Annotated in this window: 20 protein-coding genes; 7 read left to right on the forward strand and 13 right to left on the reverse strand. The window is 60.5% G+C overall.

The annotated features are described in order from the left end of the window. Positions 1-3: 3 nt before the first annotated feature. Positions 4-2,136 (reverse strand): TonB-dependent receptor, encoded by a 2,133-nt coding sequence (locus tag FHS83_RS00435; RefSeq protein ID WP_167079782.1) that lies wholly within the window; start codon positions 2,134-2,136, stop codon positions 4-6. Between the two features lie 221 nt (positions 2,137-2,357). Between FHS83_RS00435 and FHS83_RS00440 the strand changes: the two genes are divergently transcribed. The 4 genes from FHS83_RS00440 (at position 2,358) to FHS83_RS00455 (ending at position 6,891) form a co-directional block, all read left to right on the forward strand. After that, positions 2,358-3,728 carry an FAD-containing oxidoreductase gene (locus FHS83_RS00440; protein WP_167079784.1) on the forward strand — a complete coding sequence of 457 codons (1,371 nt, stop codon included), beginning with the start codon at positions 2,358-2,360 and terminating at the stop codon, positions 3,726-3,728. A gap of 159 nt (positions 3,729-3,887) precedes the next feature. After that, a complete protein-coding gene (gene egtB, locus FHS83_RS00445; protein ID WP_167079786.1) occupies positions 3,888-5,114 on the forward strand; it encodes an ergothioneine biosynthesis protein EgtB in 1,227 nt (408 codons plus the stop codon). Continuing rightward, positions 5,111-6,058: an L-histidine N(alpha)-methyltransferase gene (gene egtD / locus FHS83_RS00450; RefSeq protein ID WP_167079788.1), complete on the forward strand. Its 948-nt coding sequence runs from the start codon at positions 5,111-5,113 to the stop codon at positions 6,056-6,058. Before egtB ends, egtD begins: the two co-directional genes overlap by 4 nt. Before the next feature lie 275 nt (positions 6,059-6,333). Continuing rightward, a complete protein-coding gene (locus FHS83_RS00455; protein WP_167079790.1) occupies positions 6,334-6,891 on the forward strand; it encodes a transglutaminase-like cysteine peptidase in 558 nt (185 codons plus the stop codon). Position 6,892: 1 nt separating this feature from the next. Here FHS83_RS00455 and FHS83_RS00460 read toward each other — a convergent pair whose 3' ends face one another. Further along, positions 6,893-7,654, reverse strand: a complete 762-nt coding sequence (locus FHS83_RS00460) for a metallophosphoesterase (protein ID WP_208414151.1) — start codon at positions 7,652-7,654, stop codon at positions 6,893-6,895. Between the two features lie 48 nt (positions 7,655-7,702). Next, positions 7,703-10,177, reverse strand: coding sequence for an ATP-dependent helicase HrpB (hrpB, locus tag FHS83_RS00465; RefSeq protein WP_208414152.1), 2,475 nt, complete (start codon positions 10,175-10,177; stop codon positions 7,703-7,705). A gap of 310 nt (positions 10,178-10,487) precedes the next feature. On the opposite strand from hrpB, the gene FHS83_RS00470 reads away from it, so the two are divergent. Then, positions 10,488-11,309, forward strand: coding sequence for an alpha/beta fold hydrolase (locus FHS83_RS00470; protein WP_208414153.1), 822 nt, complete (start codon positions 10,488-10,490; stop codon positions 11,307-11,309). Positions 11,310-11,314: 5 nt separating this feature from the next. Further along, positions 11,315-11,812 (forward strand): DNA starvation/stationary phase protection protein Dps, encoded by a 498-nt coding sequence (gene dps / locus FHS83_RS00475; protein WP_167079797.1) that lies wholly within the window; start codon positions 11,315-11,317, stop codon positions 11,810-11,812. Here the strand turns inward: dps and FHS83_RS00480 are convergent, their stop codons facing one another. Next, the gene (locus FHS83_RS00480) at positions 11,813-14,650 is read right to left on the reverse strand and encodes an ATP-binding protein (protein WP_167079799.1); all 2,838 of its coding nucleotides are present in this window, start codon (positions 14,648-14,650) and stop codon (positions 11,813-11,815) included. A 313-nt stretch (positions 14,651-14,963) separates the two neighbouring features. On the opposite strand from FHS83_RS00480, the gene FHS83_RS00485 reads away from it, so the two are divergent. Next, entirely contained in the window at positions 14,964-15,653 is a 690-nt protein-coding gene (locus FHS83_RS00485; protein ID WP_167079801.1) for a helix-turn-helix domain-containing protein, read from the forward strand. A gap of 5 nt (positions 15,654-15,658) precedes the next feature. Here the strand turns inward: FHS83_RS00485 and FHS83_RS00490 are convergent, their stop codons facing one another. The 9 genes from FHS83_RS00490 to FHS83_RS00530 form a co-directional block, all read right to left on the reverse strand. Beyond that, the gene (locus FHS83_RS00490; protein ID WP_167079803.1) at positions 15,659-16,327 is read right to left on the reverse strand and encodes a YoaK family protein; all 669 of its coding nucleotides are present in this window, start codon (positions 16,325-16,327) and stop codon (positions 15,659-15,661) included. A 10-nt stretch (positions 16,328-16,337) separates the two neighbouring features. Next, positions 16,338-17,624 (reverse strand): alginate export family protein, encoded by a 1,287-nt coding sequence (locus tag FHS83_RS00495; protein WP_208414154.1) that lies wholly within the window; start codon positions 17,622-17,624, stop codon positions 16,338-16,340. An 83-nt stretch (positions 17,625-17,707) separates the two neighbouring features. Continuing rightward, the gene (locus FHS83_RS00500) at positions 17,708-18,598 is read right to left on the reverse strand and encodes a VOC family protein (protein ID WP_167079807.1); all 891 of its coding nucleotides are present in this window, start codon (positions 18,596-18,598) and stop codon (positions 17,708-17,710) included. Positions 18,599-18,617: 19 nt separating this feature from the next. Then, complete coding sequence (locus FHS83_RS00505) at positions 18,618-19,049, reverse strand: DoxX family protein (protein ID WP_167079810.1); 432 nt, start codon at positions 19,047-19,049, stop codon at positions 18,618-18,620. Further along, positions 19,049-20,914, reverse strand: coding sequence for an amidohydrolase (locus FHS83_RS00510; RefSeq protein ID WP_167085157.1), 1,866 nt, complete (start codon positions 20,912-20,914; stop codon positions 19,049-19,051). The genes FHS83_RS00505 and FHS83_RS00510 overlap by 1 nt, the downstream gene beginning before the upstream one ends. Continuing rightward, positions 20,914-21,186, reverse strand: coding sequence for a DUF1427 family protein (locus FHS83_RS00515; protein WP_167079812.1), 273 nt, complete (start codon positions 21,184-21,186; stop codon positions 20,914-20,916). Before FHS83_RS00515 ends, FHS83_RS00510 begins: the two co-directional genes overlap by 1 nt. Before the next feature lie 50 nt (positions 21,187-21,236). Then, positions 21,237-21,890 carry a hydrolase gene (locus tag FHS83_RS00520; protein WP_167079814.1) on the reverse strand — a complete coding sequence of 218 codons (654 nt, stop codon included), beginning with the start codon at positions 21,888-21,890 and terminating at the stop codon, positions 21,237-21,239. Positions 21,891-22,039: 149 nt separating this feature from the next. Then, on the reverse strand, positions 22,040-23,488 hold the full coding sequence (locus FHS83_RS00525) for an alkaline phosphatase (protein ID WP_208414156.1): 1,449 nt from the start codon (positions 23,486-23,488) through the stop codon (positions 22,040-22,042). 116 nt (positions 23,489-23,604) lie between these two features. Continuing rightward, complete coding sequence (locus FHS83_RS00530) at positions 23,605-26,346, reverse strand: TonB-dependent receptor (RefSeq protein ID WP_167079816.1); 2,742 nt, start codon at positions 26,344-26,346, stop codon at positions 23,605-23,607. Positions 26,347-26,433 lie beyond the last annotated feature (87 nt).

Raw genomic sequence — 26,433 nt, forward strand, 5'->3', positions numbered from 1 at the left:
TAGTCATTCGAAGTTGAGCGAGGCCCGGATACCGATAGTGCGAGGATTAGGGCCGACTTGCATGTTCTTCGGCGAGCCCACCGCGCGGATGTAGAAGGGTCCCCTGGCATCAGCGAGGTTTTCGCCAAACAGCTCGACATTGTACTTGCCGAACCGCACGCCCAGAGAGGTGTTGTAGAGGGTATAGGCGGCGCTATAGACGCCATACTGGTTGATGCGCTTGGCTGTCGGAATGGCGGCGGCGATCACGTAAGCGGTGTAGTCGTTGCCGATGGCCCATTCGTACCCGGCATCAAAGCGTGCGGTATAGCCGGGCGTGTTGAGCATCTGCCCGCCTTTGCGCACATTGAAGCCGCTTGAGGAAAGCGCGGCCACGCTGGGATCCACCGTGCCATAAACGGAGCGGTTGATATTGCCGAGGAAGCCGAGCGACAGGCCTTCCAGCGGGAACCAGTGGAGTTCGAGATCAATGCCCTCCGTGCGCGCCGTGCCAAGATTGGCGAAGGCCGAGATGCCGGTGGAAGTGTTCACGCCAGTCTGGAAGTTCTTATAAGCCAGCCAATAGCCGCTCACCGAATAATCGATGTTGAAGCTCGACAGCCGGCCCTTTAGGCCAACTTCATAGCTGATGTCGGTATCAGGTTTGAGCGTGAGCTGACCGTTGATGCCATCCTTGTTCAGCGCGGTCACCTGCGGTGCCGACTGCATGATCGGACTACGGAAGCCGTTGCCTGCATTGACATAGACCGTCATGTCGTCACTGGGGTGCCAGCTCAAATTGGCGCGCCAGGTCGTCACGCTCGGCTTAGCCGAACCAGAGGCGGTGGTCGGTGTGGCACTATCCGGATTGGTGATGCTGTTGAAGCTGCGGTCATCATTGAAATAGCGCAAGCCCACCAGCGGCACCAGCTTGCCTCCGAACAGGTCATAGCTAACTTCACCAAAGGTCGACCAGTTCTTGGTCTTCACATTGGTTGCCGCGCCAATGTTGAAAGCCGGTATCGAGTACCAATAGAGGCTTCTTCCATCCTGATAATAAAGACCCGCCACCCAATGCAGCGGCCCAGGCGTGGTCGAAGAAGCACGCAGCTCCTCCTGGAAACTATAGGTGCCAGGATAACGGCCATGCTGGTTAGCGCCGCCCTGATCCAGCGCGATAGTCGGAAACAGCGCATAAAGGCTTTCACCGCCGGTGCGGAAATAAGAGGTCGCGCTGGTCAGCGAAATCCCGTCCAAATCATATTGCAGCGATGCCGAATAAAGATGGCTATGCGAATTCTCGAAGCCTTTGATGTTGCCCCAATTAGTCAAAGCCGCGGGGCTCACTGACTGCACCTGGGTCGAGTAATTCTGATAGCCGCCGAAGGCCCAATACTGGAATCGGGCAGTGAAATCTTCCGTCGGCTTATAAAGCAGCACCGCGCGGATATCTTCCTGATGCACATCATTGGCATGACGGGCGACCGGAGGCGCGGAAGTGTCCGTGGCATAGACGCTGGCATAGCCAGGCTGGTAATTATAGCCACCGCTCACGCGCAGCCCGAGCTTGCCATCCACCAGTGGAACCGAAATCGCTCCTTCCACCGTATAATCGAGGTTATCGGCGTTCTGCATCCCGGCAAAAGTCGCGTCGGCATTGACCGTCATCTTATGCAAATCGGGATTCTTGGTGTGGAAGATCATGGTGCCGCCCATCGCACCCGCGCCATACAGCGTGCCATAAGGCCCGCGCAGCACTTCCACCCGGTCGATATCGACAATGCGCAGCGAAGGCGCCACTTGCGAGTTGGGGATCGCCCACGCCGTGTCGTCAATGTAATAGCCGATCATCGGATCGCCGACGCCGCCGCCCGCGCCCGACCCGCGTAAGGCATAATCTCGAATGAAAACGCCGATCTGTTCTTCTTCCGACGCGCCTGGAATGGCCGTGGTGACAAGATCGTGGATGTCGTTGATACGCTTGGCTTTCAGCTCAATGTCTGAAATCACCTGCACGGCCATAGGTGCTGCGATCAAGCTCTGCGCCACACCCTTTGTTGCCGTGACGTAGACCGTTTCGAGTTGGTCATCCGCGACCGCAGCCCCAGCCATCGCAGCCACGGATACACAACTCAAAATTGCTGATTTAATCCGCATGACATTCTCCCCGCATGAATGTTCTTATCGATTGCTTATGCAATCGTTTGCATTTTGATATGCCTATTTGCAAACGAATGCAACAGGGAAGCTTTGCGTTACGGATTGCCAACCTTGGAGTGACCAGGGCGATGCGTACGCCCCGCTAACCAATGATAAGGCTTTGCCAGGGCGCCAACTTTTTCTGATGATGGACGTTAAGCTCTTTTGCGCGAGACGTCATGACCAGACATTTTGATGCCGCCATTATCGGGGCTGGCCAGGCAGGCCCCGCCCTCGCCGCAAGACTGACCGCGAGCGGGCGAAGCGTGGCCTTTGCCGAACGCCACCTCTTCGGCGGCACCTGCGTGAATACCGGCTGCACCCCCACAAAGGCCTTGATCGCAAGTGCCAAGGCCGCCCGCATGATCGCGCGCGCCAGCGATTACGGTCTGACCCTGGACGCGCCCGCACGTATCGATTGGGCCGCACTGATGGCGCGCAAAGACAGAATCGTTGCCGCCTCGCGCGATGGCGTCGATCGCTGGCTCGCCAATATGCAAGGCTGCACGGTGTATCGCGGCCACGCCCATCTTGTTGGACCACACGGGATTTCGGTGGGCGGCGAAGAGATCGAGGCCGATAATATCTATCTTAACGTCGGTTGCCGTGCCGCGGCGCCGGCCCTGCCCGGCCTTGCAAAAGTGCCTTATCTCACCAATTCCAGCATTCTTGCACTGGAGGAAATTCCCGAGCACCTGTTGATCATAGGCGGAAGCTATGTGGCGCTGGAATTCGCACAGATGTTTCGACGCTTCGGCGCCAAGGTCACCATCATCGAAAAGTCAGACCGGCTGGTGAGCCGCGAGGATCCAGACACGTCGCACTGCATCGAAGACATCCTGCGCACCGAAGACATCCTCATCAAAACGGGTGCGGCATGCATCGGTATCGATGGCGTGCCGGGAAATATCACCGCCCATCTGAACGGCACCGAAAAGGTCAGCGGAAGCCATCTGCTTCTCGCGGTCGGGCGTGTCCCCAACACCGCGGATCTCGGGCTGGACGTTGCCGGCGTCATGACGGACGAACGCGGCTTCATTCAAGTGGACGATTGCCTTCGCACCAGCGTGCCGCACATCTGGGCCATGGGCGATTGCAATGGCAAGGGGGCTTTCACCCATACCTCCTATAATGATTACGAAATCATCGCGGCCAATGTGCTGGATAGAGAGAGCCGCAAGCTCAGCGACCGCATTACCGCCTATGCGATCTACATCGACCCGCCAATGGGACGGGCGGGCCTGACCGAAGCGCAAGCCAAAGCCACAGGCCGCCGCATTGCCAGCGGCATGCGCCCCATGAGCCGGGTGAGCCGGGCGGTCGAAAAAGGCGAAGAACAGGGTTTCATGCGCATCACCGTCGATCTCGATAGTTCGGAAATCCTGGGCGCGGTGATCATTGGCCCTGGGGCGGATGAAGCCATCCATTCCGTCCTCGATATGATGGCGGCGCGGGCGCCGTGGCAGACTCTGCAACATGTCATGCATATCCACCCCACGGTATCGGAGCTGCTCCCCACTATTCTTGGCGAACTTAAGCCGGTCACATGAAGAACCCCGTTTTCCGTAAGGTCGACTTTAGAGCCGCACGCGCTGCATAGCTGGCACATACAGAACGCTATACCTATATTTTGAGAGTGCAGTAGCTAGAAACACTCGCCACGCATTCGACAAAACACTTAGAAACGCGACCGCACTACAGGAGTACGGATGCCATCATCTTCCCCTCACGACAGTTTGCGGCGCCGTTACGAGATGATCCGCGCCGAGACCGAAGCGCTCGCGCGTCCACTGTCGCCAGAAGACCAATCGCTGCAATCGATGCCGGACGCGAGCCCGACGAAATGGCATCTTGGGCATACAAGCTGGTTCTTCGAACGCATGCTGCTGCAGCGGGATTCGGCTTATCGCGGCTTCGATGCACGTTTTGATGCCATCTTCAATTCTTATTACCTCGGCCTCGGCACGCCCATGCTGCGGGCCGAACGCGGACTTTTAAGCCGCCCTAGCGCGCGCGACGTGCTGGAGTATCGCGCCCATGTCGATGCCGCGATGCAATCGGTTCTGGATGATCCCGCGGTGGCCGGGCTGATTGAGCTCGGTTTGCAGCATGAACAGCAACATCAGGAATTGCTGCTCACTGACATCAAACACGCCTTTTCGCGCAATCCGCTTCTGCCCGCCTATGCGCCACCCCCGCCGCCGCACCAGCACATAGCGCCCCCCTTGCGCTTTATCCCGCATGATGGCGGGCGCGTTGCTGTGGGGCATGCGGGCGAGGATTTTGCCTTCGATAACGAGCGCCCCCGCCACGAGATTTTGCTGTCACCCTTTCGCATCGCCTCGCGCCTTATCACCAACGCCGAATATGCAGACTTCATTCAAGACGGCGGCTACCGGCGCCCGGAATTCTGGTTGTCCGACGGTTGGGCGCTCGCGAAAAGCCAAGGCTGGCAAGCGCCGCTATATTGGCAGGACGACGGAATGCATTTCACGCTGCACGGCTTGCGCCCGCGCGACCCCGCAGAACCGGTTATACATGTGAGCTTCTATGAGGCTGCCGCTTATGCAGCCTGGGCCGGGAAGCGGCTTGCCACCGAATTTGAATGGGAGGCCGCCGTGAAGGACCTTCCGGTAACGGGGCAATTGCTCGACCGCAGCGTTCTGCATCCGCGCCCGGCACGCTCTGCCGCCGATCGGCAGTTCTATGGCGATGCCTGGGAGTGGACGCGCTCCTCTTATGATCCCTACCCTGGCTTTCGCAGCTTTGGGGGGGCGGCCTCCGAATATAATGGCAAGTTCATGGTCGGCCAATTGGTGCTGCGCGGCGGTTCCTGCGCAACCCCGCCCGGCCATATCCGCGCCAGTTATCGTAACTTTTTCCCTCCCGCTGCGCGTTGGCAGTTCAGCGGCATTCGCATGGCGGAGGATGCATGACCATCGCATTGCCACAAAGGCGCTTGAGCGATTTTGCAGAGGATTTCCTGGAGGGCTTATCGCGCACGCCAAAGACTCTTCCAGCAAAATACTTCTACGACGAAGCGGGCTCCGAGCTCTTCGAGGAGATTTGCAGACTACCCGAATATTATCCCACCCGCGTCGAGACTGCGCTGCTTAAGGCCCATGCCGCCGAGATGGCGCGATTGGCCGGGCCGAACGCGGTGCTGGTGGAACTTGGCGCCGGCGCCTTGCGAAAGGTAGAGATACTCCTCGACGCCTTGGAGGCGCCACGGGCCTATGTTCCGGTCGATATTTCAGGCCCGTTCCTGCACGATCGCGCGCGACAGCTCCGGCAGAATAGACCATCGCTATTGGTTGAGCCGGTGGAGGCCGATTTCACGGCGGAATTTTTCTGGCCCGCCTCCTCCTCCGCCGCCGAGCGCATCGGCTTCTTCCCTGGCTCAACCATCGGCAATTTCACGCCGCAGGAAGCCAGTCATTTCCTGAAGCGGCTACGCCCGCATCTATCCGCGCTGCTCATCGGCGTTGATCTGGTAAAGAACCCCGCCGTGCTCCACGCCGCCTATAATGACAGTCAGAATATCACTGCCGCCTTCAATAAGAATATTCTCGCCCGAGCCAATCGCGAATTGGAGACCAGCTTCGATCTCTCCGCGTTTGACCATTATGCCTTCTATCACCCCTTCCACCAGCGCATCGAAATGCACCTTGTCAGCCGCAAGGCGCAGAACGTCTTTGTTCTCGGCCGGGATATCAGGTTTCACAGCGGAGAAAGTATTCATACGGAAAATTCCTATAAATACACATTGGATGGTTTTCAGACCCTCGCAATGTCCTGCGGCTTTGTGCCAGTGAAAAGCTGGACGGATGCGGAGCAGCGCTTCAGCCTGCATTGGCTGGAAGCCGAGCCGAAAGCCTGACCAGCCAAAGCAAAAGCGCGGCGCCAGCCATTCGAGCCAGCACCGCGCCAAGGCGGAACAGAGCATTGCTAATACCGGTAAAATTTTAGCGAAAAGAGATTTAAACCTAACAGCTTGGCCTAACGCGGCCTCAAATGGGAGCTGCCTAATTTAGCTGCGCACTTACGAGTGGCGCAGAGATGGTCCGCATTAGAGCGTTGGCAGTACTCGGCTTCGCAGCCCTGGGACTTGGGGCCTGCCAAACTGTTCCCACTGAAGTTGCATCACAGGCAAACTTGCCGATCACCACGATGATGCCTGCGGGCTCCCCCGAGAAAGACCCGCCGCCCGGCTTTGTCGGCTTCTGCCTGCGATTTGGGGATCAGTGCAGTTCGGCGAAAGACGAAGCGCCGGTCGTGGCCCTCACCCCCGCGGTGTGGTCCGAGATCGCCCAAGTCAACAGACACGTGAACGCCGACATCTGGCCGGAGGAGGATCGCACCCATTATGGTCGTGCGGAATATTGGACCATCCCGACCGACGGCTATGGCGATTGCGATGACTACGCCCTGACGAAAAGGCAGCAACTGGCCAAACTCGGCCTGCCCATGAAGGCGCTGCGCATGGCGGTGGCGATCACGCCGCAGAACGACCGCCATGCCGTTCTCACGGTTGCGACGGATCACGGCGATTTCGTTCTCGATAACCTCACCGATGATATTCGCGGCTGGGAGAAGACCGGCTACCGCTGGCTCGCGCGCCAGGACGCGGCCAACGATTGGGGCTGGGTCACGCTGGATTCCTCTATGAAGGGAATTGGACTGGCGACCGCAGAGACCGGCGCGCAGAATTAAGTTACTGCCCGATTGATGCGGATAAGAAGCTTACGGCGTCGCCGCTGAGTTTCACAGCGGTCAGAACATTGGTGACATAAGCCCCCGTATCGATACCGATGCGATTGGAACGCCGTATAGGCCGTTCCGAAGGGCTGTGGCCATGCACGACAACCTTGCCGAAATCCTCTTCAGACAACAAAAACTCATCGCGTATCCAAAGAAGGTCGCCCGCGACTTGGCGCTCCAGCGCGATCCCCGGGCGAACGCCTGCATGGGCGAAAAAATATCCTCCGACGCTATAGGATTCCTTCAGGTCCATAAAAAACGCGAGATGATGGCGGGGGAAGGCGACGCGAAAAGCCTCCTGCGCTTCATAGATCGAGGCCGCATTGGAAAAGCTCGGCGGTTTGACGCCATAGCTCCACAGCGTTTCGGGCGCACCGAAATTGCGCCATTGCTGATAGGTCTCGGGATTGGAGAGGAAGTCGAGCAGCGCCTGCTCGTGATTGCCCTTCAGGCGGATGATGGTCCACCCCGGCCAATCGAGAGCTGAGACTCGCTCCACCACAGCGGCTGAGTGCGGCCCGCGGTCGATATAGTCGCCCACGAAGATGAGTGTATTCTCGTTTTCCGGCGCGGCATCGGCCTGAATTTTCCCAAGCAGATCTTCCAAGAGATCAGCACGGCCGTGGATATCGCCGATGGCATAGACCGTGACGCCCGGTGCCAATTTCGGCTCCGCCGGTTGCGGCTTGAACAAACTCGTCAGACGCGTCCACACCAATGATGATCCCTCAGATTGCCAACCAGCTTACGCGCTATCGCCAGCTTAACGCAAAAGCGGATTCTCCGGCCAATTATGCTTGGGATAACGCCCACGCATGTCGCGCCGCGCATCCGCCCAAGCGCCTTTCCAGAAACCCGCGATGTCAGCAGTGAGCGCAATCGGCCGCCCAGCCGGTGAAAGCAGCGCCAGCCGCAAAGGCACTCGCCCGCCCGCAAGCTTGGGCGTCTCAGCAAGGCCATAGAAATACTGCGCCCGCGCCGAGGCGATGGGAACCGGTTCGGTGTAATCCACCGCCGCCCGCCCGCCGGGAAGCGCCAGATGGGTCGGCAATTCCTTTTCCAACCGCGCCTTCAGCGACCATTCCAGCCGGTCTAGCAAAATCGCATGGAGATCGAGCGCAGCAACATCGGAAAGCCGCGTCAGCCCGTGCAGATGCGGCAGCAGCCAGTCGTCAAGATCGGCGATCAAGCTCGCCTCATCGCTGGCGGGCCAGATATCAGGCTCTATGCCATGCATCAGCTTCAGCCGCGCTTGCAGATTACGCGCCGCCTCCGTCCAGGGAAGATGCGCAGGCGTAATACGCACCGCATCCACCAGAGCTCGGGCAGCATCTTCCGGCTCAGGCGGCGCGGCGCGTTCTTCCAGCACCAGCACGCCTAAGCATTTGCGCCGCCGCGCCATCACACTGCCGGTAGCTGGATCAAGACTGGTTTCCACCCGCTCGACAATCCGCCCCGCAAGCGAGGCTGGCAGTTCTGCGAGAGAAAGCGGCGCGGCCATGGTGATACGGGGCGAAGTTTTCATTTCCAGCGCCGCGACAGCGAGAAGCGGTTCCTTCGCCAAGGGATCGCTGACGGAAAGCTTCGCTCCGCCCCCGCCGGAAAGCCTGAAACTGCCCGGTTCATTGCGGCGCTGCGCCAGCCTATCGGGAAAGGCCGCTGCGATGAGCGGCGCGGGATTGCCGCTTGCCTCCCGGGCGGCGCCAATGCCGAGACGGCCGCGATATTGCTTGGTGGCTTGGCGGATCATGTGGATAGCGCTGCGATCCGCCCCCGCCACGGAAGACGGCGCTTCAATCGCATCCAGCCGTGCTGAAATATCCGCGGGCGCCTCCGGCCCGCCGCGCAAGGGATCGCGCGCTTCGAGTAAGGCCGCGATATCGCAGGCGCGTGCGGCTTCTTCCGGCGTTTCGGCGGCCAGCATCATGGCGGAGAGTCTTGGATGCGCACCGATGCTGTTCATGCGCTTGCCGAGCGGCGTGATCGCACCGCCCTCCTCCATCGCGCCAAGCTCCACCAGCAATTCGCGCGCAGCGGCCACAGCCCCGCTGGGCGGCGCATCGAGGAAAGCAAGCTCGTTCACCGGCGTGCCCCAGGCGGCGCAATCCAGCACCAGGCCGGAAAGCTCCGCATCCAGAATTTCGGGACGATCGAAGGCGCGAAGCCAGCGCTGCGCCGCTTCGCTCCAAAGCCGCATGGCGATGCCCGGCGCCTCACGCCCCGCACGGCCAGAGCGCTGATCGGCGACCGCGCGGCTGACGCGTTCGGTGACAAGCTGGGTCAATCCGCTGGAAGGATCGAAACGTGGCGCGCGGCGAAAGCCGCTATCGATAACAATGCGCACGCCCGGCACGGTGAGCGAGGTTTCCGCAATAGAGGTCGCCAGCACCACACGGCGGCGCTCGGCAGGCTTCAACGCCATATCCTGCGCCGCGGGCGGCAGATCGCCATGCAGCGGCAGCACCAGGGCATCCACGCCTTCCAAAGCTGTCTCGGTGCGGCGGATCTCCGCCATACCCGGCAGGAAAGCGAGAATATCGCCGGGAGCCTCGTTCAGCGCAGAGCGGATCGCGCGCGCCATGGTGTCCGGCAGATCGCGCGGATGCTGAATATCGCGGGCGGCATAGCGGATATCGACCGGGAACATCCGCCCTTCGCTTTCCACGATGGGCGCTTTCATGATTGCCGAGAGCCGCGCGCCATCCAGCGTTGCCGACATGGCGATCAGGCGCAAATCCGGCCGCAGCATCGCTTGCGCATCGAGGCTGAGCGCCAGCGCCAGATCGGCTTCCAGCGAGCGCTCGTGAATTTCGTCGAGGATGACCGTGGACACGCCCTCCAAGCCGGGATCGCCCAGAAGGCGGCGCACCAACAGCCCCGTCGTCACCACCTCGATACGTGTCGAAGAGGACACCGCGCTTTCCAGACGCGTGCGAAAGCCGACCGTCTCACCCACCTTCTCGCCGATCAGCGAGGCCATACGGGTGGCGGCGGCGCGCGCGGCCAGACGGCGCGGCTCCAGCATCAGGATACGCCCCTCACCCATCGGCGCCGCGCCAAGCAGCGCCAGCGGCACGCTGGTGGTTTTGCCCGCGCCCGGCGGAGCCACCAGCACGGCATTGGGCTCAGCGGCAAGCACAGAGGTCAATCGCGGCAAGCACTCCGCGACCGGCAAATCAGGTAAGGCAAAAGACGAAAGCGGCATACCACACCAGGAATACGAGAAATCGCGACGCATCGAACCCGCTTGAGGCCATGCCGGACGGCTTACCCCAGCGAAAAGCGGCGCGGACCACTCCCTTCCTATGCCTCAAAGCCCGCTTTTTCGCGATCAATTTGTTCCATGCAACCCATGGGGTTCAAGGCGGAGCTTAGGCGCGCGGGCAGACTGGCGGGTGAAACTCTCATCGCCAAGGCCAATGATCGACACCCCATTTCTCACCTCCACCCGGCGGGATGTTTTTATTGGCGCAGGCGCGGCCGCGCTTTTGGCCGCCACGCCTTTTGCGGCTGCGGGAGCAAAGCCCATTCCTCACGGAGATTCCGCCATGTCCTTCTTCAAGACCAAAGACGGTACCGAAATTTTCTATAAGGATTGGGGCAGCGGCCAGCCGGTCGTGTTCCATCATGGCTGGCCCTTGTCCTCCGACGATTGGGACGCGCAGATGCTGTATTTCCTGCAGCACGGCTATCGCATCATCGCCCATGACCGCCGTGGCCATGGCCGCTCCACCCAGACCGACACCGGCAACGACATGGCGACCTATGCCAAGGATGTGGCCGAGCTTGCCGAACATCTCGATCTGAAGAATGCCATCCATATCGGCCACTCCACCGGTGGCGGTGAAGTCGCCGCCTATGCCGCGCGTTATGGCAAAGGCCGCGTCGCCAAGGTGGTGCTGATCGGTGCGGTGCCGCCCATCATGCTGAAGACCCCGGCCAATCCCGGCGGCCTGCCGATGGAAGTGTTTGACGGCTTCCGCAAAGAGCTTCTGGCCAATCGCGCGGAGTTCTTCTGGCAGGTGCCGCTGCCGTTTTATGGCTTCAACCGCCCCGGCGTCGCCACCCTGGAAGGCGTGCGCCTGAACTGGTGGCGTCAGGGCATGATGGGCGGCACTAAGGCCCATTACGATTGCATCAAGGCCTTCTCCGAAACCGATTTCACCGACGATTTGAAGGCGATCGATATTCCGGCGCTGGTGCTGCATGGCGAAGACGATCAGATCGTGCCCATCGCCGATTCCGCCCTGCTCTCGGTCAAGCTGCTCAAGAAGGGCGAGCTCAAGACCTACAAGGGCTACCCCCATGGCATGTGCACCGTGCACGCCGATGTCATCAATCCCGATCTTCTGGCCTTTGTGAAAGCGTGAGAACCATGACTCAAGAAACCTACATCTTCGCTTCGCATCTCGATCTCGCCCAGCATATCCGCAAGGAATCCGCGGGCCTGTTGCAGGCGCGCCTCTCCGACAGCCTGGACCTCGAAGCCCAGCTGAAACAGGCGCATTGGAACGTGAAGGGGCGCGATTTCTTCCAGCTGCATGAGCTTTTCGACAAGCTGCATGGCGAAATCGAAGACCTTACCGATACCCTGGCCGAGCGCATCACCACCATTGGCGGCATTGCCGATGGCCGGGTGCAGACCACCTCTGCCAAAACCACGCTCTATGAATACCCGCTGCAGGCCAAAGGCGGCGCGGCGCATTTGAAGGCCGTCGCGGCGGCGCTGGCCGAATTCGGCAAGCATCTGCGCGCCGACATCGACAAGGCGGCCGCCATCGGCGATGCCGATACCGCGGACGTTTTCACCGAGGTCTCGCGCGCGGTGGACAAGCAGCTCTGGTTCGTGGAAGCGCATCTGGTCGAGGAATAATCACCCCGCCAGCATCTCCAGAAGTGTTTTTGCGTCCCGCATGTCACCGGTCCCCCACCCTTCGGTGAAAAGCCGGACGCGCTCTTCCAGGGCCGTCGCAGCCTCTTTGCGGCGGCCTTGGGCGAGCAGCAGCCGCGAAAGAGTAATCGCGGCTTTCAACTCCCAAGCCAGGGCGCCTTGTTTTCGCGCTAAAGCCATCGCCTCTTCCAGCAAGGCTTCGGCTGCAAGCGAATTGCCGAGTCCGGTCAAGACATCCGCCTTCATCCGCATCACTTCCGGCACGCACCACAGCTCGCCATTACCTTGAAGATCGGCACGCATGCCATCGAGCAGGCGTATCGCCTTGTCGCTCGCCCCCGCCCGGCCCATCGCCCAGCCATAAGACCACAACAACACCTTGTAGCGGGGATGCGCATTATTGGGCGGCAGATTCCCCATCGCCTGCTCATAGGCGGCGAAGCCTTCCGGTGTGAAATTCTTGTGCAAGCCCAGCAGCGCTTCAAAGGCCAGCGCCCAGCGCCGCCACACCTCCAGCCCGTGACTGTCTGTCTGCTCCAAGAGCAGCGCGGTATAGCGCAACGCCGCATCGAGATTGCCAGTGAACAATCCCAAGGGACAAGCGTAATGGGCGAGCAGATTACACAGCGTGAAGGCATGCGGCTCGGCCAATGCGCTTTCCATGGCCTTGCGGATCAATTCCCAAGAGCGATCCGCTTGTCCACATAACCACTGCACCGAGGCGAGCGCCCCCTGGCTCAACAGTTTCTGATCCAAAAGGAAGCGTACATTGGCGCCGGGCACTGCAGGCTTGTCGTAATAGGTCAGCGAGCGTTCCAGATGCGCCAAGGCTTTGGTCTGGTCGCCCAATACATGCAGCACCGTGCCCACCATGCGGTCGGCGACGCATTCATCGGCATCCGAGCCGGTCTGGACACGGAAGCGTTCCGCCGTCACCAGCGCCTCTTGATAATTGGCGGTATAGCACTGCGTCGCCCATAGCCCGACCAGGCTGCGCACTTGGTTTTCGCGATCGCCGAGTTGCTCGGCAATGCCATAGGCCTCACGCCACCAGGATTCGACCTCGCGCCCCACCCCCAGCGTGGCCGGAACCGTCTGCCCCAAGGCTTGCAGCAGGATCATCCGCGGGCGCGCGTTGCGCGCATCCCCCGCAGGCACGCGCTGCAAGGCAAGTTCGACGTAACGGCGGCAATCTTCCAACAGCGACAGCCGGTGCCACAGCGCCAGAACCTTCAGCGTCATCGCGACACCGAGCTCCGCCGCCGTCGCCTCCGTCAGCGCCCATTGCAGCGCAGCGTGGATATTGTCGAGCACATGCCCATGCGCCCGCGTCCACTGCACCGGCGTCAGCCCATCACGCTGAGCCAGAATGCTATCCAATAAACTGGCATAATACTCGGCATGGCGCCGCGCGATGGTGGGATAGACCTCCGCCGCCTCCAGCTTTTCGCGGGCATAGGCGCGCGTCGTCTCCAACAGCCGATAAGTGACGCGTTCCTCGCCCATACTGATCGCGACCAGGGATTTGTCGATCAAACAGGCAAGGTCATCGAGTACATTGGCGCTGCGTCCGCACAGCGCTACCGCACGCACATCCGCGGCCTCAAATGGTCCGGCAAAGATCGCTAGTTCCAACAGCAGCGCCTGCTCTTGCGGCGGAAGATTTTCGAAACTCCAATCAAGGGTTTCCAGCAAGGTGCGATGACGCGGCAGGGCGCGGCGCTTATCGCGCATGACCAGCGCGAATTTTTCTTCCAGCAGTGCCGCGAGCCCACGCACGCCAAACACTTCCACCTGCCCCGCCGCCAGTTCGATGGCGAGCGGAATGCCATCCAGGCGGCGGCAAATCTCAGCAATCAGCGGCAGATCGCTGCTTTCGACCTGCGCACGCTCATTGGCGCGTTCGATGAAAAGCTCCACCGCAGCGTAAACAGAGAGATCCGCGTCCTTGGCGCCTTCTAGCGGCGGCATCGCCAAAGGCTGAAGCCGGAACACCCGCTCTCCCTCAATGCGTAATGGCTCGCGGCTGGTGACCAGAAGCCCGGTTTGTGGCGCACCGTTAAACAGTGCCAGCGCCAGCTCGCCCGCCGCGTCGCGCAGATGCTCGCAATTATCAAGGATGAGCAGCATGCGCTTGGGCCTCAGCACCGCGATGATCGCGGCAATCGTTTTTTCGCCGGCCCCACTCACGCCCAGGGCGGAAAGCACGGCCCCTGGCACAGCCTCGACATCCGTCAGCGCCGCAAAATCGATAAACCGCACCCCATCGGGATAGGTTTGGAGCGCCGCGTCGGCCACCGCGAGTGCCACCGAAGTCTTGCCGATACCGCCTGAGCCCGTCACCGTGACCCAGCGGCGTTGTGCTAGCTCGCGTGTGAGGGCGGCCACGGTTTCGCCGCGCCCCACCAACCTGGTGCCGAGCCGCGGATAATCGCGCTGGCTCGGCAATTCGACGGCTTGCGCCGCACTCTCTGCAGGCATTTCCGTTACGGATACCCGCGGCATGAAGCGATAACCGCGCCCTGGCACATTGGCGATGTAATGGGACACCGGCCCCGTGCCGCCGAGCAGACGGCGCAAGGCTGTAATGTGCACACGCAGATTCGCTTCCTCAACAAAAATGCCCGGCCAGACCTTGGCCATCAGGTCATTTTTGGAAACGACGTCTCCGGATCGTTCCACCAGCACCGCCAGAATGGCCAGCGCGCGCGATCCCACAGCGACCGGTACATCGCCTTCATAAAGGCGATCCTGCGACGGGATGAGGCGAAAATTCTCAAACCTATAAACGCGGATAGATCCGGCTGCAGCGTGCTGCAATTCCCCTGTCCTCAAATCCAGCAAAAGCAATTTACAACTATTAACACGCGTTACTCTGTCCCGTCAGGCAACATGTGCGTGTTCTTCGATACGGGCAAATATGGGCGCGCTTACGGCTGAACTCTGTAATTCTGCATTAGAAGAAGGCACGCGCACGTCTGCCGTTACGGCAATCAGCTATCCTGAGCAGCATTGGGATGGCCTTACCGTTCAAGTGGATTTACTCCAGGGACCTGGGCGCCACCTCGCGCAAAAATGCGCCGAATGCCCGTGGCTCGCGGTTTGTCTGGAGACTCGCGGCGGCCAAGTCGAAATGCAGAGCCAACCGCATGGCGCCAAAGCAAGGCCTCGGCGTGGCAATGCCGAGCTTTACCTTGTTCCGGCAGGAAAGCCGGTATGGGAGAGTGCGGACCATATCGCTTTTGCCCGCCGCATCTTCATCTTTTTCGATGCCGCCAAATTGCAGCGAGCCGGGCACAACATGGCCGCGTTACAAGAGATATCGCAGCTCGCGACGTTTTCCGATCCGGTCGTCCGCCAGCTTGCCGCCATGCTGGCCGACGAAACCCAGCAAGGCGGACCTAACGGGCGAATGTACGGCGAAAGCCTCGCGCATGCCCTGACCGCGGCATTGCTTGCCATCACCGAGCGGGCGCAGAAGCCGGCCAAAGGCGGCCTTGCCCCGCGCGCCTTGCAACGTGTGATCGCCTATCTGGAAGAGCATTGGCGCGAACAGCTTTTCCTCGCCGATCTCGCGCGCCTCGCCGGAATTTCGCAATCCCATTTCGGCCGTGCGTTCAAGACCTCTACCGGCGTGGCCCCCTCACGCTGGCATATGAACATCCGCATCCGCCGGGCCCAGGAAATGCTGCTCGCAGACACCCAGAGCCTTGCCGATATCGCGCTTTACGCTGGCTTCTCTGATCAGAGCCATTTCACCCGCGCCTTCCGCCAAGTCGCGGGGCTCACGCCGGGCGCCTGGCGCAAAGCGCAGCAGGCCTGATCGCCTCAAATCTTTTCCGCGCGCAGGAACAGAAGCCCCGCCGCGAAAAACGGCGGCAAGGCATATCCCCACATGCCGCCGAAATGGATCACCAGCGCCGCAAGCCCGCAGCCAAACGCAAAAGATAAAATGCTGACGCCAAGCTTCTGAAGCCGCGCGCTGATGACACCGCGCTCCTCGCCCGCGTTACCCACGATCAGATCGGCAACATCGAGCATGGCTTGCGTGGTTGAGCCCGTCATCAGCGTGGAAGGCGGCAACTTTGGCAGATGCACCCGCTGCGCCCCGTTCTGGATTGCCATGGCAGAAACCAGCACCATACCTGTCACCAGCGCCATCCAGCTATCGCCACTCGTAAATGGCCCAAAGGCAAAGGCCAGCGCGGTCGCACCCGCGAACAATACCACCATGACACCAAACATGATGGGCAGCGGCGCACGCCCCGCCTTGGCCAGACGATGCCCCAGCAGGCGCGACAGCACGATCATCAGGCAGAACATCGGCAATGCCAGAAGCTTGGCCGTAATACCCGAACGGCTCAGCACCAGCGCCGCTCCCAAGGTGACGAAATTGCCCGTGACATGGGCCGCGAAGAGGCCCTGCAAGGTGAGAAAGCTCAGCGTATCGACATAGCCGCCCAAAATGCTGAGAAGGATTGCGATGCGCGTGGCCATAATAGTCTCCTCACCAGCCGGATTTGAATTCAACACCGATATAATTGGAAGGCCGCCCGCCCGCCTGCCGTATCGCCTCGCCTGCGGAAAACCGCACCGCCTCGACCGCGGCGGAAAGCTGACCGGAAATCTGCCAATCCATCCGCGCTTGGTAATAGGTTCCGGTATAGGCCGAGCCCCGCCCCGCCGTACCCGCCACCGGGTTCATCGGCTGGGTATAGACCGCATCGGCGGTGGTCTGGCGCCACTGCATCGCGCCCGCCAGCATCAGCGAGACATCACTGCGGGGTTTCAAAGTCAGCGACGGCTTGAGATGGATGAAATTGGTATAGCCGGTATAGCCCGCCAAGGCGACGTAATAGCCATTCGGAAAAAGCGGATTAAAGCTGCCGATCTTGCCGTCATTGGGGTTCTTATCGCCCGACGCCGCATCGGCTTGCAGACCTAAGCGCGGCTGCCAGACGGCCTTACTGAAGCGATAGCCCGCGCGGCTGCCAATCGCCCAGGCGTTAATCGGATGCTCCGCCAAATGGCCGCTTTGCAGCATGCCTTCCACATCCCAATCCCAGCCCGACACCGCACCCGCCGAACGTAAGTCCCAGATATTGCGCCGCTCGCTGCCTTTGAGGCTGCCCAGCACCGCGCCATCGCGGCGGTATTGCGAATAATAGAGCGCCACACTGCCCGGCCCGAATTCATATTCGCCGCGCAAGCCGCCATAGCTCAAATGCGCATTGCTGCTATCGTCAAAGGCGGCGCTATCGCGGTTCTGCACCGGATGGCTGAAGAAGCTGATGAAGCGCCAGCTCCCGATTTCGTAATTGGCCCACAGCGCATCATAGGATTGGCGCACATTCGGCCCATCACGCAACGACACGAAACGCTGCAAGTCGAAGGCAAATTGTTGCCGCCCCGCCCGAAGCCGCAGCGTACCCGCGCCCACAGGCTCCACCAGCGCGACAAAACCTTGCTCCAGATCCAGCCGGTTCTGATCCACCGGCGTCATGCGCGCTTTGCCGGGCGCGAAAGCACTGTCGAGCTGCACAAAAACCTGCACGCCTTGGCTGAGGCGCAGGTCGGCATGCGCTTCGAGGCGCGAGATCACATAGGATTGCGAGCGCGTATCGCCGACGCCGAAATTGGGCGCGTCATTGCTTTCATAGCGCAGCCGCAGCCCCGCCCCGAGCGAGAGATAAGTTTTGGCATCACCAAGCGGAATATATTTCAGCGTATCGAGCGACTGGCGCGGCACGGAAGGATCGGCCAGCACCGACCAATCCTCCTGCCAGCGGTTCATCAAGATCGAAGGGCGCTCCGCCGCGGCAGTGTCTGGGCTGAAAAGACATGCAGCCACAGCCGCCGGAAAGAGCGCCCGTTTCATCACGGCACGAGCGCGTGGATTTCAGCGATATAGCCGCCGGGAAACTGCACCATCGCGGCGCGGCGGCCATCGGAGTTGACGGGTTCGCTGATCACGCTCGCACCAGCCGCTTTCGCTTTGGTCAGCGTGGCATCGAGATCGGCGACTTCATAGCCGGTCAGCTCGCGCCCATAAGGCCACGGTAATTGCCCGTCGGTCACCAGCACCACCATCTTGCCATAGCCGGATTCGATGCGAATGCGATGATAGCTCGTGCCCGGCTTGCCGATTTCCGCACCCGGGGCCTTGGCCGTATCCGAGGTCACTTTGCCATGTGCGAAAGCGACAAAGCCTTTCACGAAAGCCTTGGCGGCATCGGGGGAAACATAGACGCGGTTCTCCGGCACGGTGGCAAGGGCGGGATAATTCGGCGGCGTCGTATGCCAATAAAGCTGCATGTTCACCCCACCCGGCCAAGTGATCACGGCGTCCTTGCCAATTGGATCAGGGAAAGTCGACACCATCACCGTCGCACCCGCCTTCTTGGCGGCCTTCACAGCGGCATCGATGTCCGTCACGAGATAGCCGGTGCGTTCGGCGCCAAACGGATATGGGATCGGTGTCTTGAAGCCGAAAGTGGAGATCGTGCCCGCCGGTGTCAGTGCGATTTGCGACATGGTCTGGCTCGGCGTCGGCGTCACCTGGAACACGCCCTGCTTGGAAAGCGTGCCGCCAAAGGTCGCCACGAAACTCGCCATGAAGCGATCATAGTCCTCCGGCGCGACATAGACATGGGTGGTGTCGTATTGCGGCCCCACCGAGAAATCTTTCGCGGCGGCATCTTTCGCACCCGCAGGCAGCGCCAGAAGAGCAATGAAGGCCGAAGCCAGAAAGGCCTGTGAGAGACGCATGGAATACTCCTTCCCGTCGTTAGCGCTGACGCTTGGCATGTTCGGCGATGAGCGCCGCCATGACGAGCCCCGCGATCAAGCCGATATGTTCGAAGAAACTGTTCAGCGCCATGAAATGCGCTTCACCCGTCTTATTCCAGAAATCATTGGCGAGAAGGCTGGCGATGAAGGTGAGCACACCCAACGCCCCCGCGGCGAGCCAGACAAAGCGGCCCCACACGATCAGCACCGGCGCCACAAGCTCGCACACCACCGCGACGCCAGCCCATAGAACGGCGGGCTGCATGCCGAAATGCGCCTGCTCCGCCACCGCGGCTGGAAAATCCAGCGCCTTATTCACCCCGCCAATGAAATACGCGCTGGTGAGGCCCACACGTGCCAACAGCCATGTCCAGCGCCATTCCAGAATGGCATCCACCCAACCGGGGTCGCGTTCCGTCCAGCTCTGCATCACACAGCCCAGCAGGCGCAACCGAGCACACCCCAGAAGGATTTAAGATCATCCGTAGGCAGATCGGCGCTCCAGGCGCTGGCATGGTTGTGGCCATGCACATTGCAGGAATGGGCGCAGCCGCAAGCAGAGGCCATTTGGGCAACGGTCTTTTCGCTATCGCCCCAGCCGCCATAGCCGCCGAAGCTTTTTACGGGCGACCAATCGGGCACCGGCGTCGGCAGCGCAGGCGCGTCATGGCTCACGAAATCGCCCGCCGCAAAAACGATTTTCCCGCCCACCATGGTGAGATCGGAGGTAAGCCCGGAAATCTCCGATTCCGGCACCGAGAAGTAATCTGCCGAGGGAATGATGAGATCGGCGAACAGCCCTTCCGCGATACGCCCCTTCTTGCCTTCCTCATTGGAAAACCAGGTGACGTTCTCGGTCCACATCCGAAGCGCGGTTTCGCGATCCAGGCAATTGTGACTCGGATAGAGCGACAGCCCGCCCACCGTCTTGCCCGTCACCAGCCAGGAGAGCGACACCCAGGGATTATAGGAGGCAACGCGCGTCGCATCGGTGCCCGCCGAAACCCGCGCGCCTTTTTCCAGCATACGTGCCACCGGCGGGGTTGCCTGAGCGGCCTTGGGCCCATAGCGCTCGACGAAGTACTCGCCTTGATAAGCCATGCGGTGCTGCACCGCCACGCCGCCGCCCAGCGCCGCGATACGGTCGATGGAGCGTTCTGAAATCGTCTCGGCGTGATCGAAGAACCAGTGAATCCCGTCCAGCGGAATATCGCGGTTCACCTTTTCGAACACATCCAGCGCACGGGTGATGGTTTCGTCATAGGTCGCGTGCATGCGCCAAGGCCAGCGGTTCTCGGCCAGAATGCGCACCACCTCTTCAAGCTCGCCTTCCATTTCCGGCCCCATATCGGGGCGCGGCTGGCGGAAGTCCTCGAAATCGGCGGCGGAGAAAACAAGCATCTCGCCCGCCCCATTATGGCGGAAATAATCCGTCCCCTGCTTGTATTTGGAGTTCTGCGTCCAGCGCAGGAAATCCTCTTTCTCACCCTTGGCCTTCTGGGTGAAGAGATTATAGGCGAGGCGGATGGTGAGCTGATCCTCATCAGCCAGCTTCTGGATGACCTGATAGTCTTCGGGATAATTCTGAAAGCCGCCGCCCGCATCCAGCGCGCCGGTCACGCCGAGGCGGTTCAGCTCGCGCAGGAAATAGCGGGTGGAATTGACCTGATAATCGAAAGGCAGCTTGGGTCCGCGCGCCAAAGTCGCGTAAAGCAGCCCGGCATTGGGTTTGGCGAGTAGGAGCCCGGTGGGATTGCCCGCCGCATCGCGCACAATCTCGCCGCCCGGCGGGTTGGGCGTATCCTTGGTATAGCCGACAGCGCGCAAAGCCGCGCCATTCAGCAGCGCACGATCATAGAGATGCAAGATGAAGACCGGGGTTTCCGGCGCCACCGCATTCAGCTCTTCAATCGTGGGAAGCCGTTTCTCGGCGAACTGATGCTCGGTGAAACCGCCCACCACGCGCACCCATTGCGGCGGCGGGGTGATCGCCACTTGCCGCTTCAGCATGCCCATGGCATCGGCGAGGCTCTTCACCCCATCCCAGCGCAGCTCCATATTGAAATTGAGCCCGCCACGAATGATGTGCAGATGGTTGTCGATCAGCCCCGGCAACACAAGGCGGCCCTTGAGGTCGATCTTTTTGGTTTTGGGGCCAGCCAGCGCAAGAATTTCTTTATCGCTGCCGACCGCCGTGAAAATTCCACCCGAAATCGCCACCGCTTCTGCTTCGGGATTGCTCCGATCCAGCGTGGTGACACGGCCATGATGAAGAATGAGATCCGGCACAAGCATCACACCGTCTCCTTCTTCTTTTCCGGTGCCTTGGCGGGATGGCCCGGCAGCATGCCGAAGAGATGCGCGCTAGTGATGGTTTCGGTGCAGGCCGTCTTGAGGCGTTCCCCCGCCAGAAGCTGTTTCCCAAGTGGGATGATCTGCTCGCCCACCAGAATGCCCAAAAGCCCCAGCAATGCGATCAGCGGCGGCGCCGGAGAGCGCACCTGCAACAGGCTATAGACAATCCCCACCAAAAGACCGGCGGCCAGAGAGGCAAGATAGATTTTCATGGTTCATCCCGCGGGAAAAAGCTTCGGACGGCGAAAGCTAGGGCGTGGCCCTAGCCGCCATGGGCGCCGAACATGGCGCGGGCGTAGATGATGCCTAGGCCATAGGCGCCGCCGACCTCTTTGGCGATGCCCGTGGTCATGTCATAGGTCTCAGCCCGCGCCCAATCGCGCTGCAACTCGAGCAGATACTGCAAGCTGGTCATCGGGCGGGCGCCCGCCTGCACCATGCGCTGCACCGCACGCTCATGCGCTTCCTCGGAAATGTCGCCGCAAGCATCGGTGATGACATAGACCTCGAAACCCTGGCTGATCGCCGACAGCGCCGGGCCGACGATGCAGACCGAAGTCCACAGCCCCGCCAGCACGATACGGCTTTTGCCGATGCGGTTCACATCGGCGATCACGGCTTCATCTTCCCAGGCATTCATCGAGGTGCGGTCGAGAAGCTCCTGCTTGGGAAAGGGCGCGGTGATTTCTTCATACATCGGGCCGGAGAAGGTCTTTTCCGCCACCGTGGTCAGAATCGCGGGCACGCCGAACCCGGCGGCAGCTTTGGAAATCAACGAAGCGTTGCTGCGCAGCAGCACCGGGTCGATCGACTTTGTCGCGAAGGACATCTGGGATTGGAAATCGATCAGCACCAGGGTGTGATCATTCGGCTTCAAAAGACCAGCACCCGGCTCGGCCTTGGCAGTCACGCCCATTGCAGCGCTCCTTCAGCGTTAAATTCGCCGCGGAGTGTGCAAAACGGGCCCGAGGGCTTCTTGAACGAAGCCGCCATGCTTGAATGCAATGGCCGTGAAAGCGCGCGAAGTCCTTCGCCAGAAACGAGAGCTTCGCGCGGCAAACAACGTTATTTCGGCTTCACCTCAAGCGCGTGGCGCATAACTTGATACAAATAGGTCGACTCGAAGCTGCCCGACACCAGATAGGCCTGCGGACCTTGGGCATAAACCGGCACATCCTCGCCCGCATGCGCGGCGCTGTTCATCGGAACCAGCGCGGGCTGCTTGAAAGCTGGGTCGGTGGCTGTCTTTTGATCCAGCATGGGGTGTTCGTCTCCGCCGCCCTCGCCCGGCCCGGTGGCATAGGTCAAAGCGGGATAGGTGTTGCCCTGCCGGTCGCGCTTAGGTTGGCCGTCGCTCTGGGCAAGCCCCATTACCGGAGCCCCAATCGCCAAGCCGCCGGAAAGCGTCAGGCCATGGCTGTGGTCGGCAGTGAGGATGATCAGCGTATCCTTATCGCTGGTCATCTCGGCGGCAGCCGCCACCGCATTCGACAATTCATCCACGTCGGTCAGCGCCCGATAAGCGTTGTTGCGATGATGCCATTTGTCGATAGAGGCGGACTCCACCATCAAAATGAAGCCGTTCTTGTTTTTCTTCAGCACCTCGATGGCCTTGCGGGTCATGGCGGCGAGATCAGGCACGTTCTTATGGTAATCCTTATCCACCGGCGACGGCAGATCGCCATCCGCAAACAAGCCCAGCAGATGATCCGTCTTGGCCGCATCCACCGCCGCGAGATCTTCGGCGTTCGCCACATAAGCGGCCTTGGCGCTTTGCTTCTTCCACGTTTCAATCAGGTTGCGCCCATCCTGGCGCGCACCAGCCACCTCCCCGCCCGCAGGCAGAAAGTCCAGCCGATCGCCGCCCAGCGCCACATCCATGCGGATGGCGGCGGGAGCATCCACCAATTGCCACGCCAGATCGGTGCAGCCCGCCGCCGCCGCCTCTTTCGGCAGATCGGCATCGGAGCGCCAGCCGCGCGTCGAGGTATGGCCATAAGCGCCTGCGGGCGTCGCATCGGTGATACCCGAGGTCGTCACCACACCTGCCGCAAGCCCGCGCTTCTTGGCGTCTTCGAACAAGGTCGGAATGCTAGCCTTGGCGACGCCCGCGCAGCTTTCGGATTTCACATTGGCATCCACACCGATGGCGCCATTGATCGTCTTCACGCCCGTGGTGATGGCGCTGATGCCATTGGCGGAGTCGGTGACATATTGATCCGCCGAATGGGTGCGGGAGAAGCCGGAATAGGGAAATTTCTCGAAAGCAAGATCATAGGCGATGCCATCGCCGCCGCGCTGCTGGCTGGCGAAGATGCGCCCCGCCGTAACGCTGTTGATGCCCATGCCGTCGCCGATGAAGAGAATAATGTTCTTGGGCTTATGGGTATCGGGCACGCGCTTCAGCGCGGTGGCAAGCCGGGCCGCGTCCGCTGCCGTCCCTTGCGGCTCACCTGCCACGGAAGCAGCCATCATGCAGCCGAAAGCCAGTACACTCTTCATCCAAATGCGCATCGCGGGTTTCTCCCCAGAAAAGACGGCACCCCGCCGGCTACAACCGGCAGGGTGCGTAACACTCACATATTAGCCGGCAAACTTCACGGCTCTGCGACAGTTCTGAAACCCAGCCATCACAATTCCGCGCGCAGGCCCAAGCTGATCCGGCGGCCCGAGAACTCATACATGGTCGGGTAGGACGGATCGATGGTGTAGCCCTTGGTCGGGGTATCGCTCATATTGATACCCTTGAGCTCGATCTGGAAATGCTCGTCGATGCGATAGCTCGCCGAGATATCGAGCTGACCATAAGCGCTGCGGTAGATCGGATACATTTCATAGCCGATGCTTTCTACATAGCGGTCCTTATAATTGTAGGAGGCGCGCGCCTCGAAGGGACCGTTTTCGTAATAGAGCGTCAAGTTGAAGGTGTTCTTGGCCAAGCCCACCGGCGGGGTCGGAATGTTAATGATCGACTGCCCCGTCAGCGAACTATCAAGCAGCGTATAGTTCGCGTTGATGCCGAAGCCTTCCAGCCAGGGATGGATCATGCCAAAAGGCACCACCGCGGCAATCTCGAAGCCGTTGACGTCATAGGAGCCATCGGCATTGACCGGCTGATAGACGTCGAAATCATAGACGCCGTCGACCGAGCCATTGGCATTGTACTTGGTCACGTTCTTGACCGTCCCCGTCAACGCGCTGCGCACCACGCCCGCTACACGCTTGAAGAAGTAGGAGCCGGAGACCAGCGCGCCATTATCGAAGTATTTTTCCAGGCCCACTTCCCATTGATCGGCATAGGTGGGCTTCAGGCCCGGATTACCATCAGTAAAACGGAAGGAGTTCCAACTCGCGGTGCGCTTATAGGCAAGATCGGTCAGCGCCGGACGCATCAAGGTCTGCGAGGCGGCGGCGCGCAGCACCAAGCCATCCCAAAGATCGGCATGGGCGTTAAATGACGGCAGGAATTCCTTATAGCTGCCCTCGCTCGAAACCGGCGCAGAGGTGTAGCCGGTGCCGCCATTCGAGGTTTGAATCTGGTGATAGCCAGCCGACGTCACGGTCGTGTCAACATAGCGCCCGCCCGCATTCACCGAGACCGGCACGCTCGCGATATGGAAATCGAAATTGGCCATGCCGTAGAAGCTAAAGATCTCTTCCTGCACCTTATAATAGCCATCCGGTGCGAAGGGGCTGACAAATCCTGCTGGGCGGAAGGTGGCGCGGGCATAGTCGTTCGGAATCTGCGCCCAGGAGATATCGCGCACCGAATAGGCACCGCCGCCAACAATATCGGAGGCTTTCACCAGCGTGGAATCCGCCAGAGTGCGCACATTCAGCCACGCCGTGCTGCCACGCGTCGGACCCTGGATCTTTTCTTCGCCGTAATTACGTTCCTTGGCGGTATTGGTGTAACGCATGCCAAGATCAACGCTCGACAGTGCCGGGAAGAAATCCAGGTTGAAAGCGCGGTTAACCTGAGCCTGAGCGGCGTATTTGTCATCCGCTACTTCTTCATAAGTCGTCTCATAGGCTTCGAAGAGATAGGCTTTGGGCGTATTGTACATGTCGAAGGTGTTGGGATCGGCGCTCGGAATGGTCTCGCCGCCCTTCTCCGTCCAGCGCGTGCGCGTCGGCTTATAGGCGACGTGCTTGGTGTTGCCGTAATCATGGCTGGAATTGGCGCCGGAATAGCCCGCCAGCGCGCTGATCTTCCAAGCGCCCGTCTGCCAATCCATATCGAGTCCAAATTGGCGGTAATCAGTCTTGTTGACATATTCGGTGCTGAGGAATTCGTGCTGGGTCGCGGTATAGGAGACGTCGCGCAGCACCACCATCCCGTATTCGGAAAGGGTCTTGTTATCGAAAGCATGGATGGTTTGTAGCGTGGATTTGCTCGAGGCGGAATAAGCCGCCGCGTCATAGGTATCCTGATGCGGCTTATACCCGCCGAACAAGGCATCGAACGAAACGCTGAAACTGTCGGACGGCTTATATTGCAGCGAGGTCGAGACACCCCATTTGTGCTGCTTGTCGAGATAGATGCGATCACCGACCTTGTCCTGGAAAATGATGCGTCCAGTTTCGTTGCGATCCTTCATATTCTTGACCACGACGCCGGCATCGCGCGCCAGCACGGCGGCGGCTTGCGTATTACGTGGCGCCGAGGCTTCCAGGAAGCGGAACATCGGGCGGAAATTGATGCCCGAGTTGGAATCCGTGCGGTTGGTGCGATCGCCCATCGAGGCGGAGACCAGCACACCCCAGGCCCCCCAGGTATTGGAAGCCAGCACGGAATATTTGGGATCAAGCGCTTCGGAAATCGAGTTGTAGGCGCCTTCCGCGGAGCCCACCAGCTTCAAGCCGGTGAAGTCGAAAGGGCGCGCGGTACGGATGGCGATAGAACCCGCGATACCGCCCTCTTCATCCGCGGCGGTCGGCGATTTGTGCACCGTGATACGCTGCATCAACTCGGAGGCGAACATATCGAAATCCACCGCACGGCCGCCATTACCGGAAGCCGTCGCGAGATTGTTGATCGTCACCTGGGTGAATTCGGTGGGAAGGCCGCGTACCGCCGCGCGGGTACCAAGACCTCTGGTACGCTCGATCGTAACGCCCGGCAAACGCTGCAGCGCTTCGGCGAGGTTCTGTTCCGGGAAATCGGCGATATCGGTGGCGATAATGCTATCGGAGAAACCGATGGTTTCGCGCTTGATGTCGACAGCCTTTTCCAGGCTCTGGCGATAGCCAGAGACGACAACCGTCTCGGTGTCGCCCATCATTTCGGCGTGCGACGGCATGACAAACGCGAGCACGCTCATGGAAGCGGCGCTCAGCGCGGCGGCGCGATGACGACAAAAAACCTTCATAAAATCCCCCACGGAGAGTTGAACATGGGCTTGCGCCCAGCCGGTTCTCACGTTCCGACATGGAGGAGACAGGAAGCCCTGGTGCAG

Source organism: Rhizomicrobium palustre (genome assembly GCF_011761565.1).
Lineage (GTDB): Bacteria > Pseudomonadota > Alphaproteobacteria > Micropepsales > Micropepsaceae > Rhizomicrobium > Rhizomicrobium palustre.